Consider the following 16,391-nt stretch of genomic DNA (forward strand, 5'->3'; position numbering starts at 1 on the left):
TCCGGATGAATATCCCGCTTCGTGCATCCCGCCTCCAGCACCACCGCCACCCAATTCACATCCGGCTCCAGCCCCAGCGCATTGAGCCACGCCTCCTGCGCCCGGTAGGCCGGCAATTCCTGTGCGCCGGGGCAATACCAATGCCCATGCGCCGCCTGCCGGTGATGCACCAGCTCGTGCAACAGCACGCTGACGTCATGGGGGTTCTTCGCAGTCCACGGCCGCACCAGCCAGATCGTCTCGACCTCCGGGTCATAAAGCCCCCGTGTCCGCGACGCCTCCGAGGCCGCCCGCATCGGCGCCAGCCGCGCAATCGTCGCCTGGGACGTCAGCCGAATTTCCGGCACGTCCGCGCGACGCGGCAGATCGGTGTGCTCGTCCAGCCAGACCTCCAAATGCTCCACCAGCTCCGGCATGTCGCCCGCCGTGCGCCAGGCCAGCGGATCCGCCGCCATAGACGCACCGCAAAACGCGTTGAGCACAAGACAGAACAGACCGCTGCGCGCCGACCACAGGCCGGCTCGGGACAGGATGCACATTGCAACCTCCTCTCGGGATTTGGATTGATGTCCCTAAAATGCTAAGCTGCGCTGGCGCCCCGGCGCAAAAGGCCATTTTTCATGCGCCAATGAAGGAAATTCATCCGCCATGGGACGGCACCTGCCCCCCTTCGCCGCGGTCAAGGCGTTCGAGGCCGCCGCGCGCCACAAAAGTTTCAAGCTTGCAGCCGAAGAGCTGTGCCTGTCGCCCTCTGCCGTCAGCCACCAGATCCGCGCACTGGAAGAGTATCTCGACACCGCGCTGTTCGAGCGCAACGGCAACCGCATGGACCTGACGCTGACGGGCCGCGCCTATGCGGGCAAGCTCACCGGCCTTCTGGACCTGCTCGACGACACCACCCGCGCGGTCCGCGGTGCGGGCGAGAAACCCCTGCGCGTGCTCTGCACCCCCGGCTTTGCGGCCCGCTGGCTGGTGCCGCGCCTCGGCGGACTTTCCTTCGGCGACCGCATCCGACTGCGCGTCTCCACCGGCGCGCCCGACACAGATTTCTCGTCCAATGACAGCGACGTGGTGATCCAGTGGCGCGACACGCACCATTCCGGTGTTCATACCGAACCGCTGATGACCTCAAGCCGCTACCCGGTGATCCGCGCCGACCTCAAAGACCGGGAGAACATCCGCACCCCGCGCGACCTTCTGCGGATGCGCCTGATGTACGACGAAACCGACGATTCCTGGGCCGAATGGTTCGCCGCCGCTGGCCTCGACGCGCCCGACCTGCCGCCCGGCCCGACCTTTCCCAATTGCGAACTGGCCACCACCGCCGCCGAACAGGGCCACGGCGTGGCCATGGCCTTCGACGCCATGGTGCAGGGCACGCTGGCCTCGGGGCGCCTGGTGCGGCTCTTCGACACCGACACGCTCCCCAGCGTGATCTATTCCGTGGCCTGCACCGAGGACCGTAAGAACGACCCGATGGTCCAAACCTTCCGGTCATGGCTGCATGATGAGGTCCGGCAGGCCCGGACCGCCACCGCACCGATGTCCGCTGCGGAGTAAATCCGGCGGCGCATCGCGCAACATATCCGCAACTTTAATGTTTTCGGCCCGAAAGGGGTTCACAACGCGGGCCACCTGCCATATGTGTTCACGCGTGAACACACTTGAGTCGCCGCATGACCGCGCATGATACAAAACAAGGCCTTCCCGACCGGGACCTCCTCTTCCGCCTCCTGCGGCAGCTGGACAGGTCGTCGGAGGCCTCGCAGCGCACACTCGCGGCGGCGCTCGACGTGTCCCTCGGCCGTCTCAACGCCCTGCTCCGGCAGGCGACCGAGGCCGGCTTCGTCAAGATCGGCGACCGCTCCGGCCCCGACAAGCGCCAGCGTTTCGCCTACGCGCTAACCTCCCGCGGCGCGGCCGAGATGCTGCGCCTCACCGACGACTTCCTCGCCCGGAAATTCGCCGAATACGACGCGCTTCATGCCGAACTGACCGGCACGCGAAGCGGGCTCGACCCCCTCAAACACAGGACCAGACTAGTGCAGAACAACCTTGCCCCCATCCCCGAGCTTTACGTCTCCTACGAAAGCGCCCAGAAACTGAAGGTCGAAGCGGCCGATCTCGTCAGCTGGGATCTCACCCCACGCCAGATCTGCGACCTCGAACTGCTGATGAACGGCGGCTTCAACCCGCTCAAGGGCTTCCTTGGCGAGGAAGACTACAACTCCGTCGTCGACACCATGCGCCTGGCCGACGGCACGCTCTGGCCCATGCCGATCACGCTCGACGTCTCCCAGGATTTCGCCGACAGCATCGAGCCGGGCCAGGACATCGCCCTGCGCGACCAGGAAGGCGTCATTCTCGCCACCATGACCATCACCGACCGCTGGTCGCCCGACAAGGCGCACGAGGCCGAAAAGGTCTTCGGCGCCGACGACTCCGCGCATCCGGCCGTGAACTACCTGCACAACACCGCCGGTCCCGTCTATCTCGGTGGTCCGGTGACGGGCATTCAGCAGCCCGTGCACTACGACTTCCGCGCCCGCCGCGACACTCCCAACGAACTGCGCGCCTTCTTCCGCAAGATGGGCTGGCGCAAGGTCGTGGCCTTCCAGACCCGCAACCCCCTGCACCGCGCACACCAGGAACTTACGTTCCGCGCCGCGAAGGAGGCTCAGGCCAACCTGCTCATCCACCCCATCGTCGGCATGACCAAGCCGGGCGACGTCGATCACTTCACGCGCGTCCGCTGCTACGAGGCGGTGCTCGACAAGTATCCGCAATCCACCACCACCATGAGCCTGCTGAACCTCGCCATGCGCATGGCCGGCCCGCGCGAGGCCGTCTGGCACGGCCTCATCCGCAAGAACCACGGTTGCACCCACTTCATCGTCGGCCGCGATCACGCCGGCCCCGGCAAGAACTCCGCCGGTGAGGATTTCTACGGCCCCTACGACGCACAGGACCTCTTCCGCGAGCACGAGGCCGAGATCGGCATCGAGATGGTCGACTTCAAGCACATGGTCTACGTGCAGGAACGGGCCCAGTACGAGCCGATGGACGAGATCGACGACAAGGATACTGTCACCATCCTCAACATCTCGGGCACCGAACTGCGCCGCCGCCTACAGGAAGGGCTGGAAATCCCCGAGTGGTTCTCCTTCCCCGAGGTGGTCAAGGAACTGCGCCGCACCCGCCCGCCGCGGGCCAAGCAGGGCTTCACCGTGTTCTTCACCGGTTTCTCGGGGAGCGGCAAGTCCACCATCGCCAACGCGCTGATGGTCAAGCTGATGGAAATGGGCGGCCGCCCCGTGACGCTGCTCGATGGCGATATCGTCCGCAAGAACCTCAGCTCCGAGCTGGGCTTTTCCAAGGAACACCGCGACCTCAACATCCGCCGAATCGGCTACGTCGCCTCGGAGATCACCAAGAACGGCGGCATTGCCATCTGCGCGCCCATTGCGCCCTACGCCGCCACCCGCCGCGCCGTGCGTGAAGACGTCGAAACCTTCGGCGCTTTCGTCGAGGTTCACGTCGCCACGTCCATCGAGGAATGCGAGCGCCGTGACCGCAAGGGCCTCTACAAGCTCGCGCGCGAAGGCAAGATTAAGGAGTTCACCGGCATCTCCGACCCTTACGACGTGCCGGAAAACCCCGAACTCAGTGTCGAGACCGAGAATGTCGACGTCGACAACTGCGCCCATCAGGTCGTGCTCAAGCTCGAACAGATGGGCCTGATCGCCGGCTGATCTCGCGCTGTACCGATCACAAGGGCCGTCCCGACCGGGCGGCCCTTTTCCTATCGGTCGCTCACCGCGTAGGGTGGGGTTCCACCCCACCCCCGGGATCACATGAAACTCTGCGGATCGATATCCACCGCAAGCCGGAACTGGTTCGAGCCCTTCACCGGCGCGATCCACTGCGCCAGCGCCCCCTGCAACGCCACGCCCTTGGGCGCCTTGACCAGCAGCCGCACCCGATGCCGCCCCCGCACGCGGGCAATGGGCGCCGGCGCCGGGCCGAACACCTGCGCCCCCACCGCCCGGATCGGGCCGTCGTTGCGCGCCAGCGCATTGCCGATATCGAACGCCTCCTGCATATCCGTCGACGACAGGATGATCCCTGCCATACGGCCGAAGGGCGGCACGCCCGCGTGCTGCCGCTCCCCGGCCTCGGCCCGCCAGAACCCTTCCTCGTCCCCGGTCAGGATCGCGCGGATCACCGGATGCTCCGGCTGAAACGTCTGCAACAGCGCCACCCCGGCCTTCTCGGCCCGCCCCGCGCGGCCCGCTACCTGCCGCATCAACTGGAACGTCCGCTCCGCCGCGCGCAGGTCCGACCCCTGCAAGCCCAGATCGGCGTCGATCACGCCGACCAACGTGAGATTGGGAAAGTTGTGCCCCTTCGCCACCAGCTGCGTGCCCACGATGATATCCGCGCCACCCGCCGCGATCTCCTCGATCTGCGCCTTCAGCGCACGGGCCGAGCCGAACATGTCCGATGACAGCGTCGCCACCCGCGCCTCGGGGAAAAGCGCCACCGCCTCTTCCGTCATCCGCTCCACGCCGGGGCCTACGGCGGCCAGCTTGCCCTCGACGCCGCAGGCCGGGCAGGCCTCGGGCATCGGCTTGGTCTCGCCGCACTGGTGACAGACCAGCCGCTTGAGGAACCGATGCTCCACCATCCGCGCGTCGCAATGATCGCACCCCACCTGGTGCCCGCACGCCCGGCAGATCGTCACCGGCGCATAGCCCCGCCGATTGAGGAACAGGAGCGACTGCTCGCCCTTCGCCAGCCGCGCCTCGACCGCGGCCCGTAGGGTGGGTGAAACCCATGCGTTGCTCGCCAGCCGCTCGTCGCGCATGTCCACCGCGCAAAGCTCGGGCATCACCGCCGGCCCGAACCGCGCCGTCAGGTCCAGCCGCCGGTACTTGCCGGCTTGCGCGTTCGCCCATGTCTCCAGGCTCGGCGTGGCCGACGCCAGCACCACCTGCGCCGAACACAGGCTGCCGCGCAGCACCGCCATGTCCCGTGCGTTATAAAGAACGCCATCCTCCTGCTTGTAGGAGGTGTCGTGCTCCTCATCGACGACAATCAGCCCCAGATCCCGAAACGGCAGGAACAGTGCCGACCGCGCGCCCACCACCAGCTGGCACTGCCCCTGCCCCACCATCTTCCAGATCCGTCGCCTCTCGGTCATGGTCACGCCCGAATGCCACTCAGCGGGTTTCACCCCGAACCGCGCCTGCACCCGCGTCAGGAATTCCGACGTCAGCGCGATCTCCGGCAACAGGACCAGCGCCTGCCGCCCCTGCGCGACGCATTCCGCCACTGCCTCCAGGTACACTTCCGTCTTCCCAGACCCGGTAACACCCCGCAGCAGCGTCGTCCCGAACGCCCCCTCGCGCAGCCCGGCCCGCAGCGCCTCGGCCGCCACCGCCTGATCCTCGGTCAACTCCGCGCCCGGCCGCGCCGGATCGAGCCTTGGGAAAGGCGCATCCCGCGGCGTGTCCTCTTCGCGCACAACCCCCTGCTTCACCAACCCCTTCACGACCGAGGGTGTCACCCCGGCCATGTCGCTCACTTCCTTCAGGGTGAACCCCAGACCGCCATACTCCTCCAGCACGGCGATGACCTTGCGCCGCGCTTCCGTGTCACGGTCGGGCCGTCCCTCGCCCAGCCGATAGATCTTCTGCATCGACGGCGGATCGCCCAGCCCCGGCGCGCGCGTCGCCAGCCGCAGCATCGCGGGCAGCGGCGTCAGCGTGTAATCGGCCGCCTTGCGGATGAACGCCTGCAACTCCTCGCGCATCGGCGCCGCCTCCAGCACCCGGATGACCGAGCGAATTTTCGACAGGTCATAGTCGCCCTGACCCGCCCCCCAGACCACGCCCAGCACCTTGCGCGGGCCCAGCGGCACCTCCACGAACGCCCCAAGGTGACACCCCCCTTCGGGCGCCTTGTAATCCAGCACCCGGCCCAGCGGCTGCGTCGTCAGAACGCCCACCAGCTGGCCGGTCTCGAAAAAACTTGCACCGGAATACGTCAAAAACGGCGGCCTTCGTCACGAGGTCCCGGGTCAGGCCCGGGACAGGGGTTTCGGGCGCATACCTTATGAGGTAAACGGTCGGACAGGAAACCCCAACGCGGCCATGAGAGGGCCTTTCGAGATGAAATTCTTCGTAGACACCGCCGATGTCGACGCCATTGCCGAACTGAAGGAACTGGGCATGGTCGACGGCGTCACCACCAACCCCTCGCTGATCCTGAAATCGGGCCGCGACATCCTCGAGGTCACCAAGGAAATCGCCGGCATGGTCGCCGGCCCGGTCTCGGCCGAGGTCGTCGCGATCGACGCCGACACGATGATCAACGAGGGCCGCAAACTGGCCGAGATCGCCGACAACATCACCGTGAAGGTCCCGCTCACCTGGGACGGGCTGAAAGCCTGCAAGGTGCTGGCGGGCGAGGGCAACATGGTCAACGTCACGCTCTGCTTTTCCGCCAACCAGGCGCTGCTGGCGGCCAAGGCCGGCGCCACGTTCATCTCGCCCTTCATCGGGCGGCTCGACGACATCAACCTCGACGGCATGGACCTGATCGGCGACATCCGCACGATCTATGACAACTACGGCTACGAGACCCAGATCCTCGCCGCCTCGATCCGCACGGTGAACCACGCCACCCAATCGGCCCTCGTGGGCGCCGACGTGATGACCGCGCCCCCGGACGTGATCAAGAAAATGGCGCTGCACCCGCTGACCGACAAGGGGCTGGAAGCCTTCCTGGCGGACTGGGAAAAGACCGGGCAGAAGATCCTGTAACCCACGGCCCGCACCGCCGCGACTCCTTTCAGAAATCCCGAAGGCCGGGCGTCACGGCGCCCGGCCGGAGCGGAATGAACGCGGAGCGGGTCACGAAAAGCAGCCAGGCGGACCCCAAGTGACGACAGGGAGTGAGACGTTGGTGAAGCGGAATATTCCAGAAAATCCCCAAGCGACACAGTACGACCTGAAATTCGCTCGGGGCTTTCTGTACTCCTTGAACCCTGTTTTTGTACCTCCGAATTTCGTGGGTGCTAAAAGCCGTTTGCCCATATTCTTGCACCCGCTCACGACATTCGCCGAAGCTTCTAAGGGCAACCAGATCGTAGCTGTGGTCGGCACGATGCTAGACCCAGACAGACCCGAACTCGGTCCATCCGGTGTGGCAGAGATGTTGCTGGAAAACATTGGAGACTTGCAGCGACACATCGACCGCTGCATTGGGAGATTCGCTGTTTTTTGGCAGGACGCGGGGTCCCGTGGCTTTCAAATAGATGCAATGGGTTTGCGTAGTGCATTCTGCCGCATTGACGAGAACCAGGTAACTGTCGCTTCGCATGCGCGACTTACGATGCTTGCTAGCGGCGAGTCTAAACAGCGCCCGATCCGGTACCGCTGGGGGTATCCAGGGATCAGCACTCCCTTTGCAAATGTCATTCGAATGAATCCGAACGCCCGTTTGGAGTTCGAAACAGGCAGATTTGTCAGGTTCTTTCCCGTCAAACCACTCCCTAAACAGTCGATTGAAGTTGCTTGGGATCTCGCTTTTCGGCGAGCCGAAAAAGCGGCTGAAGCTCTGGCAAGAAGGGACGGAAAAATTGTTCTCTCGCTTACGGCGGGCCTTGATAGTCGAACCACCCTAAGCGTGACGCAAGAACTATGGTCGAATATAGATTTCTTTACGTACAACCATGCTGAGCAGCACAAGATAGATCTGCGCATAGCTTCGAAAATTGCTGACTGCTACGATTTGCATTTTTTGCACCTTGGGACGCAAACCGAGGATGATATCCCGGAACGTATGAAAAAACTATTCAGAAACAATACGTTTCTATCACACAACAGGGCAGTGGCCTACGCATATAGTGAAGTATTTCCTGCATCAACCTTTCATATTAGATCGAATCTTCTCGAACTATTTCGCTCTAATCTGTTCCAAAAGGGTCATACTGACTCTCGGTTTCGAGATGGCCTTCAAGGTAGTAAGGAACTGACAGATTATTACTGCTCCAAATTAACCGGCAGAAAAGAAACTAACGCCAAATATCAAAACTATTTTGAAGAAATGTGCGAGGTTTTCGACTGGAAGGGTGGCATAGCTTTTGCTTCAAGCTGGGATCTGTTCTTTGTCGAGCATCGTATGGCAGCTTGGCAAGGCGGTGTTGCACTCGAATGCGATGTGGCATTCGAGACAGTATTTCTCTTCAACAGCAGGGAAATCATCCGCGCGTTCATGGGCGTCCCGCAAGAAGTGCGCGCGAAAAGTGGCTACTTGAAGAAAGTATTGAAGCGGCGTCTACCAGAAATCAGCGATATTCCGATAAATCCACGTCAGTTCAGCTACCCTGTCCCAGAGCGCGGAAACTGGCGGTAGCGTAGGGCACTGGATCAGCGGGTAATACCCTTTGTCCCGGATAAAGTAGTGACAAGAACGTCCGTGTTTGACCAGTGAGCCTCCTCCCAGCATGCCGCGAAAGCGCCGCGCGCGCGGGTCACGCGCCACGCAAAAATCTGACCAATCCCAAGAAATTTATTGCGGCACGACCCCGCCGCATCTGATAAGCTTTGAAAAAATAATCAGAGGCACACATGAGCAGCAAGCCCGAGATAAACGACCAGATGCGCGACAAGATCATCGCGCAGCCCGATGTTATTCTTGAAGACCAAGACCTTATGCGCGCCCTCATCGCCGCCAACGAGCGGGCGATGGGCAACAACATCGTCGATTTGCGCGGCATCGCCATGGACAGGCTCGAGGCGCGGCTGGAACGGCTGGAGGACACCCACCGCTCCGTCATCGCCGCCGCCTACGAGAACCTCGCCGGCACCAATCAGGTCCACCGCGCCATCCTGCGGATGCTCGACCCGGTCGAGTTCGAGGACTTTCTCAAGGATCTGGGCGGCGATGTCGCCACCATCCTGCGCGTCGACTGCGTGAAGCTGGTGCTGGAATCCGTCCAGAACGACGACGACCCCGCCGTCAAACGACTGGGCGACGTGCTCTCGGTGGCCGAACCCGGCTTCATCGAGCAATATCTCGGCGCCGGCCGTTCCGGCCCCGTGCGCCAGGTCACCTTGCGCCAGGTTCACGAGGGCGACGCCCGCATCTATGGCCGCGAGGCCGAGTTCATGCGCTCCGAGGCGTGCCTGCTGCTCGATTTCGGCGAAAGCCGCCTGCCCGGCCTGCTGGTCATGGGCTCCGAGGACCCGCACCAGTTCAGCCCGCAACAGGGCACCGATCTGCTTTCCTTCTTTGCAGGCATCTTCGAACGGGCGATGCGCCGCTGGCTGTCATGATCTCGGCCGCGGCCCGCGACGCGCTTCAGGCCTGGCTGGATCATCACAAGTCCCTGCGCGGCGCTTCCCCCCACACGCTCGACGCCTACGGGCGTGACGTGGCGGGTTTCCTCGCCTTCATGACCGAGCACAAGGGCACGTCTCAGGGCCTCGGCGCGCTGGCCAAGCTCACCGTGTCGGACATGCGCTCCTGGATGGCCTTCACCCGCGGCCGCGACGTGGGCGCCCGCAGCCTCGCGCGCAAGCTCTCGGCGGTCAAAAGCTTCTTCGGCTGGCTGGCCGAGCGCGAGGGCGTCGATCCCGCTGCAGTCCTCGCCGCCCGCGCGCCGAAGTTCCAGCGCAAGCTGCCCCGCCCGCTGACGCCCGATGCCGCCCGCGCGGTCATCGAAACCACCGAGACCCAGCACCCCACCGGCTGGATCGCCGCCCGCGACCAGGCGGTGATCACGCTCCTCTACGGCTGCGGCCTTCGGATCTCCGAGGCGCTCGGCCTCACTGGCCGCGCCCTGCCCGTGGGCGACAGCCTGCGGATCGTCGGCAAGGGCGGCAAGGAACGCATCGTGCCGGTCATCTCCCCCGCGCGCGCCGCGCTGGCCCGCTACCTCGATCTCTGCCCCTACTCCACCGCGCCCGACGCGCCGCTTTTCCGCGGCGCGCGCGGCGGTGCGCTCTCGCCCCGCGCGGTGCAAAAGCTCATGGCCAGCGTCCGGATGCAGCTTGGCCTGCCCGCCACGGCCACGCCCCACGCCATGCGCCACAGCTTCGCCACCCACCTGCTGAACGCCGGCGGCGACCTCCGCGCGATACAGGAACTGCTGGGCCATGCGTCGCTCTCGACCACCCAAGCCTATACCGCCGTCGACACCGCCCGCCTCATGGATGTCTACAACCAGGCGCATCCCAAGGCGCGATAAGCGCCTGTCGAACCAAAGCCACAGGCGGCCCGCGTCTGACCACCGCACCGGATTTGCAATTGCATCCATCGCCCCGATCCCCCATCACGGGTCCCATGAGCCTGCGCATGAAAGCCCTTCTCGTGCATTTGCTGACCGCCACCGGCGCGGTCTTTGCCATGCTCGCGATGCTCGCCGCCATCCAGGAGAAATGGAGCCTGATGTTCCTCTGGCTCGTGGTGGCCTTCGCCGTGGACGGGATCGACGGCCCGCTGGCGCGAAAATACGACGTCAAGACGAACTTCCCGCTCTTTGACGGCGTGCTGCTCGACCTGATCATCGACTACCTCACCTACGTCTTCATCCCCGCCTTCGCGCTCTTCGAATTCGGCCTGCTGCCGGGCTGGACCGGCTGGGTCGCGATCATCATCATCACCTTCGCCTCGGCGCTCTACTTCGCCGACACGCGGATGAAGACCAAGGACAACTCGTTCTCGGGCTTCCCCGGCTGCTGGAACATGCTGGCCCTCGTGCTCTTCGCGATCGAGCCCAATTTCTGGGTCTCGCTCACCATCGTGACCCTGCTCGCGATCTCGATGTTCCTGCCGCTGAAATTCATCCACCCCGTGCGCACCGAACGCTGGCGCTGGATCTCCCTGCCGATGATCACCGCATGGACCTTCTTCGCCGGCTGGGCCGCCTGGGTCGATTTCCACCCCGAAAGCTGGGCGCATTGGGGCCTCGTGGTGACCTCGGTCTACCTCACGCTCGCAGGCATCGCGCAACAGTTGATACCCCAGCGCAAGCCGGCACAGGAATAGGCCGAACGCTCTCCGGACCAGTTTCGCCCTAGAGCAACAGCCCCGCCGCGCCTTCGTGGCGCAACAGCCAGACTTTGGTCTCGATCCCGCCCGCGCCGGAATAGCCGCCCAAGCCAGCGGCCCCCAGAACCCTGTGGCACGGGATGATCACCGGGATCGAATTGCCGCCACAGGCCCCGCCCACCGCCTGCGCCGGCACGCCCAGCGCCTTCGCGATATCTCCGTACTCCCGCGTTTCCCCCCACGGAATCGCCAGCATCGCGGCGCAGACCTCGCGCTGAAAGTCGGATCCTTCCGGCGCCAGCGGCAGATCGAACGCCTGCAACCGCCCTTCGAAATATGCCGCCAGCTGCGCGCAGGCTTCCTCCAGTTCGGGCCGCGCCGTCACCGCGCCGGCCTGCCCCCAACCGAGGCCAATGATCGACGCGCCGTCGCTTGCCACCCGCAGCGGCCCCACCGGGCTTTCCATCCCGGCCTCATAGACCGCCCCCGGCTTTTTCTTGCCAACAATACTCAAATCCCGCCCTCTCGGCCCCGCGCATCACTCGGTATTGAGCAGCACCGCCTCCACCCGCCGGTTCGCCTCGCGCCCCGCTTCCGTCAGGTTCGAGGCGACGGGCGCAAGATACCCCATGCCTTCCGCCTCCAGTTGCCGGCGCGGGATGTCGTAGTCCGAGACCAGCCGCTCCAGCACCGCTGCCGCCCGACGCCGCGACAACGCGGTGTTGTTCTCCAGCGTGCCCACCGTGTCGGTATGCCCCACCAGCGCCACGCGCCGCTCGGGGTCTTCGCGCAGAAACGCCGCAAGCGCCTGCAACGACGGGTGCGGCCCCGACCCCAACGACACCGTACCGGTCTCGAAATCGAGATCCGACAGCACCGCGTGCCCGGTCTCCAGCAACTGTTCGCCCAGCGGCCCGGCCGCCGCCTCGGGGATCGCGCCGGTGGTGACCGTTTCCGCCTCGCCTCCCTCCACCTCCGGCGCCGCCGCACCCAGGCTTTCGCTGGCCGCCTCCGACTGCGCCAGCCTTATCACCTGGATATACCCGCTGCCCGACACCTGGCTGACCAGCACGGTCACGTAATCCATGACGCCGCCCGCACCCTCCTTGCGGGCCGACAGGAAGCGATAGTCGCGCAAGTCCACGAACATGTCCGGCGCGGCCAGAACAGGCGTGTTGAACCGGAAATCGAAACCGCCGCAGTCGCGCGCCGCGCAATCCAGCATGATGGAATAGCCCGCCTCGGTGATCTGCCGCCGCAGGGGCCGCTGCAACTGCAGGCTGGTCAGCCCCGGCGCATCCAGCCGCCACGCCTGTTGCAGAAAGAACCCTTCCGCGTCGATCGCCGGAATGTGCCCGTCGGCATAACCTTCCGTCGGCACGGCATAGGCCTTGGCGGCGCGGCGCACTTCCCCCGTCATGGTGGCGCCCGCGGGCAGGCTCAGTTCCAGCGACCCGGCCTCAGCAGCGGCCCCCAAGCCAATCACGATGCCAAGACAGGCCGACCGCCGCCCCACCGTTCAGCGGGCCTGGCCGTGATATTCGGAGTTGGGTTCCATGCCCGTGGCACTGGCCATCCGGTTCGACATGCTGAAGAACCCGACAACGGCGGCAATGTCCCAGATGTCCCGCTCCGAGAAACCCGCATCGCGCAACGCCTGCCGGTCCGCTTCCACCGTCTCGGCGCTGGCCTTGGTGATCTTCTCGGCAAATTCCAGCATCGCCGTCTGCCGCGCATCCAGCCCGGCGGCGCGCCAGTTCATCACCATCGCCTCGCCCAGGGCCGGGTCACCCGACAGCGCGCGAACCGCGGCCCCGTGTGCCACCTGGCAATACCAGCAGCGATTGATCGAGCTGACCACCACCGCAATCATCTCCCGTTCCAGCTTGCTCAGCCCGCTCTCGCCAAGCATCAGGTCGTTATACATCGCCGTGAAGGCGTTCAGCTTCTCGATATCGAACGCATAGGCCCGCAGCACGTTCGGGATCATGCCCAGCTTGTCCTGGCACACGTCGAAATATTTCCGCGTGTCCTCGGGCAGCGGGTCCGCCATCGGCAGGTTCAGGGCGGTCGGCAGATCATCCTGGCTCATGTGGTCCTGGCGTCCTTCTTGATACGGTAGTGATATTGTCCCACAAGCGTCATGCCGAGGGAAGAGTAGAGCGCGTTGGCCGCATCGTTGGCGATGGTGCACAGCACGCTCAGATGCGTCGCCCCCTGCCCCGCGGCCCAGTGCGCGGCATGATGCGTCAGGTGCCGCCCGAGCCCGGCCCTTCGCTCGTCCTTGCGCACTTCCAGCGCGTGGATCATCGCCACCCCGTCCGAGATCGCGACGAACCCCGTGGCGGCAGGCCGGTTCTCCGTCCGCCCGAACAAAGACGTTTTCGCCCCCTCGACCCGGCGCATCACGTCGATCCGCGCAGGCCCGATGCCCCCGTCCTTCCAGATATCCAGCTGGATCGCCATCGGCTCCCACAGGTCGAACGTCGTCACCGGCGGCGGATCCTCGCGCGTCAGCGTGTCCACCGGGCAGACATACATGTTCACCGGGTCGATCACATCGTACCCGGCGGCCCGCAGCATCGCGTCCAGCGACTCGTCGCCATGCCGGATCATGAACAGCGGGACCTGCCCCATCTGACGCATCCTGGCCTCCGCCTCGGGCAGCGCATCGCGCGACACCGGCGTGCCCGGCTCGCGCAGCGTCGCCGCCGAGACCCGCTTGCCGCCGCCCTGCCCATCGCGCAGCGTCCACGGCCCCGCATCATGCCTCGAGGCGGCGGGCCACGTGGCCTCCGTCACGGCATAGAGCGTCTTGGCATCGGGTAGCCCGCTCATGCCGGAAACGTCTCTTCCAGTTCCTGCATCGCGCGCGTCACCTCCGCCTCGTCCTCACCCCGGATCACCACGTTCACCCCGAAGCGCCCATTCACGATAAACGGATACGAGCCGAACGAGAGTGCGTCATACCGCTCCGCCAGCGCGCCCAGCGGCCCCGCGATATCGCCCTCGCCGCGCTCCACGCGCAAGGTCTGCGACACCACCGGCCGGCCGCCCGTCAGCGTCGGCAACAGCCCCTCGACCATCGCCTCGAAGATCTTGGGCACGCCGGCCATCACATGCACGTTCTTCAACGTGAACCCCGGCGCCCCGCTGACCGGGTTGTCGATCAGGTTCGCGCCCTCCGGCACCCGCGCCATGCGCAGCCGCGCCTCGTTGATCTCCAGCCCCTGACGCTCGTAATGCGACTCCAGGATGGCCCGCGCGTCGTCGCGCACACCGATGGGCAGGCCAAAGGCCGCCGCCACGTTCTCGGCGGTGATATCGTCATGGGTGGGCCCGATCCCGCCCGAGGTGAACAGGTGATCATACGCTCCCGCCAGCGCCTTGACCGCTTCCTGGATGGCACGCGGATCGTCCGCCACCACGCGCACTTCCAACAGGTCAATCCCGTGCCCGGTCAGCCGCCCGGCCAGGTAATGCATGTTGGCATCGCGCGTGCGGCCCGACAGGATCTCGTCACCGATCACCAGCATCGCGGCGGTTGGGTTGGGCATGGCGGCTCTCCTTGCGGCAGGTCTTGCTCCGGTATAGGCATCGCGGATGCGCTTTCAAACCCCTCTTGAACCGGCCACGCTGATCCGCCGCTACAAACGCTTTCTCGCCGATATCAGGCTGGCGGACGGGCGCGAGGTCACGGCCCATTGCGCCAATCCCGGCTCTATGATGGGGCTGGCCCAGGAAGGCACCCGCATCTGGGTCGAACCCAATGACGACCCCAGGAAAAAGCTCAGATACGGCTGGCGGCTGGTCGACCACGGCGACGGCCATTTCACCGGCGTCGACACCGCCCTGCCCAACCGCGCGCTGAGGGCGGCGCTGACCGCAGGCGACATCCCCGAACTTGCCGCCTACGACACCGTCCTGCCCGAGCGGAAATACGGGGCAAACAGCCGCATCGATTTTCTTTTGCGCGGCGCGGGCCTGCCCGACGCCTATGTCGAGGTCAAATCCGTCACGCTCAGCCGCGAAAAGGGCCTCGCCGAATTCCCCGACAGCGTCACCCTGCGCGGCGCCAAACATCTGCGCGAACTGGCCGATATGGCCCGCGCAGGGCACCGCGCCGTGCTCTTCTACCTCGTTCAGCGCACCGACTGCACGCGGCTCACCGTGGCTGCCGATATAGACCCCGCCTATGCCGAGGCGCTGCTGATGGCACGTCTCGCCGGGGTCGAGGTTTTGGCCTATGATTGTGCGATAACGCCCCGGGAGGTCGAGATTCGGCGTACATTGCCCCTGCGATGACCTGCCCCCTCTGGTCCTAGGGCCGGATTCATCCTACATACAGACACAAAGCTTGACTGACATGGACTCACACGTGAACGAACAGCACCGAGGCAGACTGACCCGCGACGGCATCCGCATCCACGAGAGGGCGGATTTTGCCGGCATGCAAAAGGCCGGTGCGCTGGCGGCCGAAATCCTGGACGAGGTCGCCGACCTGGTGGAGGTGGGCCAGACCACCGCCGTTCTGGACAAGTTCATCGAGGACAAGGTCACCGAGGCGGGCGCGAAATCCGCGACCATCGGCTACAAGGGCTATCAGCACGCCAGTTGCATCAGCGTCAATCACGTGGTCTGCCACGGCATCCCCGGCGACAAGAAGCTGAAGGATGGCGATATCCTGAACATCGACGTCACCGTGATCGTCGACGGCTGGTACGGCGACACCTCCCGCATGTATGTCGCGGGGCGCCGCAACCGCAAGATCGAGCGCCTGATCGAGGTTACCCATGACAGCCTGATGAAGGGCATCGAGGCGGTGAAACCTGGCAACACCTTCGGCGATATCGGCCACGCCATCCAGAGCTTCGTCGAAGGCCACCGCATGAGCGTGGTGCGCGATTTCTGCGGCCACGGTCTGGGCCGGGTGTTCCATGCCCCGCCCAACGTGCTGCATTACGGCCGCGAAGGCACCGGCCCCACCCTCGAGGAAGGTATGTTCTTCACCATCGAGCCGATGGTGAACCTCGGCCGCCCCGAAACCAAGGTGCTCTCCGACGACTGGACCGCCGTCACCCGCGACCGCTCGCTCTCGGCCCAGTTCGAGCATTCCATCGGCGTCACGGCAGAGGGGTGCGAGATCTTCACCCTGTCACCGGGTGGCCGCTTCCATCCGACCTGGAGGGACTAGCCGAAGCGCAAGGCCCGCAAGAGCGGCTTTGACCCCATAATTGCCATAGTCACAAAGTGCTGGCGCGGAACAAGGGCGAAGCCCGCCGCGCATCGCCGGGCCGTCCCGTCACGCCAGAGGCGTGCCGACTATAGTT

16 protein-coding genes are annotated in these 16,391 nt (G+C 65.0%); 9 read left to right on the top strand and 7 right to left on the bottom strand.

The features are described from left to right. A partial coding sequence (locus tag RBB31_RS20140) for a DUF6647 family protein (protein ID WP_306131045.1) occupies positions 1-539 on the bottom strand: 539 nt, incomplete at its 3' end. 109 nt (positions 540-648) lie between these two features. Here RBB31_RS20140 and RBB31_RS20145 point away from each other — a divergent pair. Both RBB31_RS20145 and RBB31_RS20150 read left to right on the top strand, forming a co-directional pair. Further along, positions 649-1,560 (top strand): LysR substrate-binding domain-containing protein, encoded by a 912-nt coding sequence (locus RBB31_RS20145; RefSeq protein ID WP_306131046.1) that lies wholly within the window; start codon positions 649-651, stop codon positions 1,558-1,560. A gap of 116 nt (positions 1,561-1,676) precedes the next feature. Further along, positions 1,677-3,752, top strand: a complete 2,076-nt coding sequence (locus tag RBB31_RS20150) for a bifunctional sulfate adenylyltransferase/adenylylsulfate kinase (protein ID WP_306131047.1) — start codon at positions 1,677-1,679, stop codon at positions 3,750-3,752. Between the two features lie 98 nt (positions 3,753-3,850). On the opposite strand, the gene RBB31_RS20155 is transcribed toward RBB31_RS20150, so the two are convergent. Then, positions 3,851-6,052 carry a primosomal protein N' gene (locus RBB31_RS20155; protein ID WP_306131048.1) on the bottom strand — a complete coding sequence of 734 codons (2,202 nt, stop codon included), beginning with the start codon at positions 6,050-6,052 and terminating at the stop codon, positions 3,851-3,853. A gap of 121 nt (positions 6,053-6,173) precedes the next feature. Between RBB31_RS20155 and fsa the strand changes: the two genes are divergently transcribed. From fsa to RBB31_RS20180, 5 genes are all read left to right on the top strand, one after another. Next, a complete protein-coding gene (gene fsa, locus RBB31_RS20160; RefSeq protein WP_306131049.1) occupies positions 6,174-6,827 on the top strand; it encodes a fructose-6-phosphate aldolase in 654 nt (217 codons plus the stop codon). Between the two features lie 139 nt (positions 6,828-6,966). Beyond that, positions 6,967-8,421: a hypothetical protein gene (locus tag RBB31_RS20165; RefSeq protein WP_306131050.1), complete on the top strand. Its 1,455-nt coding sequence runs from the start codon at positions 6,967-6,969 to the stop codon at positions 8,419-8,421. A 215-nt stretch (positions 8,422-8,636) separates the two neighbouring features. Next, positions 8,637-9,344 (top strand): DUF484 family protein, encoded by a 708-nt coding sequence (locus tag RBB31_RS20170; RefSeq protein ID WP_306131051.1) that lies wholly within the window; start codon positions 8,637-8,639, stop codon positions 9,342-9,344. After that, a complete protein-coding gene (locus RBB31_RS20175) occupies positions 9,341-10,258 on the top strand; it encodes a tyrosine recombinase XerC (protein ID WP_306131052.1) in 918 nt (305 codons plus the stop codon). The genes RBB31_RS20170 and RBB31_RS20175 overlap by 4 nt, the downstream gene beginning before the upstream one ends. A gap of 95 nt (positions 10,259-10,353) precedes the next feature. After that, on the top strand, positions 10,354-11,058 hold the full coding sequence (locus RBB31_RS20180; protein ID WP_306131053.1) for a phosphatidylcholine/phosphatidylserine synthase: 705 nt from the start codon (positions 10,354-10,356) through the stop codon (positions 11,056-11,058). A 28-nt stretch (positions 11,059-11,086) separates the two neighbouring features. Here the strand turns inward: RBB31_RS20180 and RBB31_RS20185 are convergent, their stop codons facing one another. The 5 genes from RBB31_RS20185 to RBB31_RS20205 are packed head-to-tail and all read right to left on the bottom strand — an operon-like array spanning position 11,087 to position 14,618. Beyond that, entirely contained in the window at positions 11,087-11,575 is a 489-nt protein-coding gene (locus RBB31_RS20185; RefSeq protein ID WP_306131054.1) for a methylated-DNA--[protein]-cysteine S-methyltransferase, read from the bottom strand. 24 nt (positions 11,576-11,599) lie between these two features. After that, positions 11,600-12,547: an OmpA family protein gene (locus tag RBB31_RS20190; protein WP_306131055.1), complete on the bottom strand. Its 948-nt coding sequence runs from the start codon at positions 12,545-12,547 to the stop codon at positions 11,600-11,602. A 33-nt stretch (positions 12,548-12,580) separates the two neighbouring features. After that, the gene (locus tag RBB31_RS20195) at positions 12,581-13,153 is read right to left on the bottom strand and encodes a peroxidase-related enzyme (protein ID WP_306131056.1); all 573 of its coding nucleotides are present in this window, start codon (positions 13,151-13,153) and stop codon (positions 12,581-12,583) included. Beyond that, the gene (locus RBB31_RS20200) at positions 13,150-13,899 is read right to left on the bottom strand and encodes a GNAT family N-acetyltransferase (RefSeq protein WP_306131057.1); all 750 of its coding nucleotides are present in this window, start codon (positions 13,897-13,899) and stop codon (positions 13,150-13,152) included. The genes RBB31_RS20195 and RBB31_RS20200 overlap by 4 nt, the downstream gene beginning before the upstream one ends. Continuing rightward, positions 13,896-14,618 (bottom strand): molybdopterin-binding protein, encoded by a 723-nt coding sequence (locus RBB31_RS20205; protein WP_306131058.1) that lies wholly within the window; start codon positions 14,616-14,618, stop codon positions 13,896-13,898. The genes RBB31_RS20200 and RBB31_RS20205 overlap by 4 nt, the downstream gene beginning before the upstream one ends. Before the next feature lie 46 nt (positions 14,619-14,664). On the opposite strand from RBB31_RS20205, the gene sfsA reads away from it, so the two are divergent. Together sfsA and map are read left to right on the top strand one after the other, a co-directional pair. Continuing rightward, complete coding sequence (gene sfsA / locus RBB31_RS20210) at positions 14,665-15,366, top strand: DNA/RNA nuclease SfsA (protein ID WP_306131059.1); 702 nt, start codon at positions 14,665-14,667, stop codon at positions 15,364-15,366. A gap of 73 nt (positions 15,367-15,439) precedes the next feature. Continuing rightward, positions 15,440-16,255 (top strand): type I methionyl aminopeptidase, encoded by an 816-nt coding sequence (gene map, locus RBB31_RS20215; protein ID WP_371931353.1) that lies wholly within the window; start codon positions 15,440-15,442, stop codon positions 16,253-16,255. Positions 16,256-16,391 lie beyond the last annotated feature (136 nt).

It is taken from the genome of Roseovarius sp. MMSF_3350 (assembly GCF_030733425.1).
In the GTDB taxonomy this organism is placed as follows: Bacteria; Pseudomonadota; Alphaproteobacteria; order Rhodobacterales; family Rhodobacteraceae; genus Roseovarius.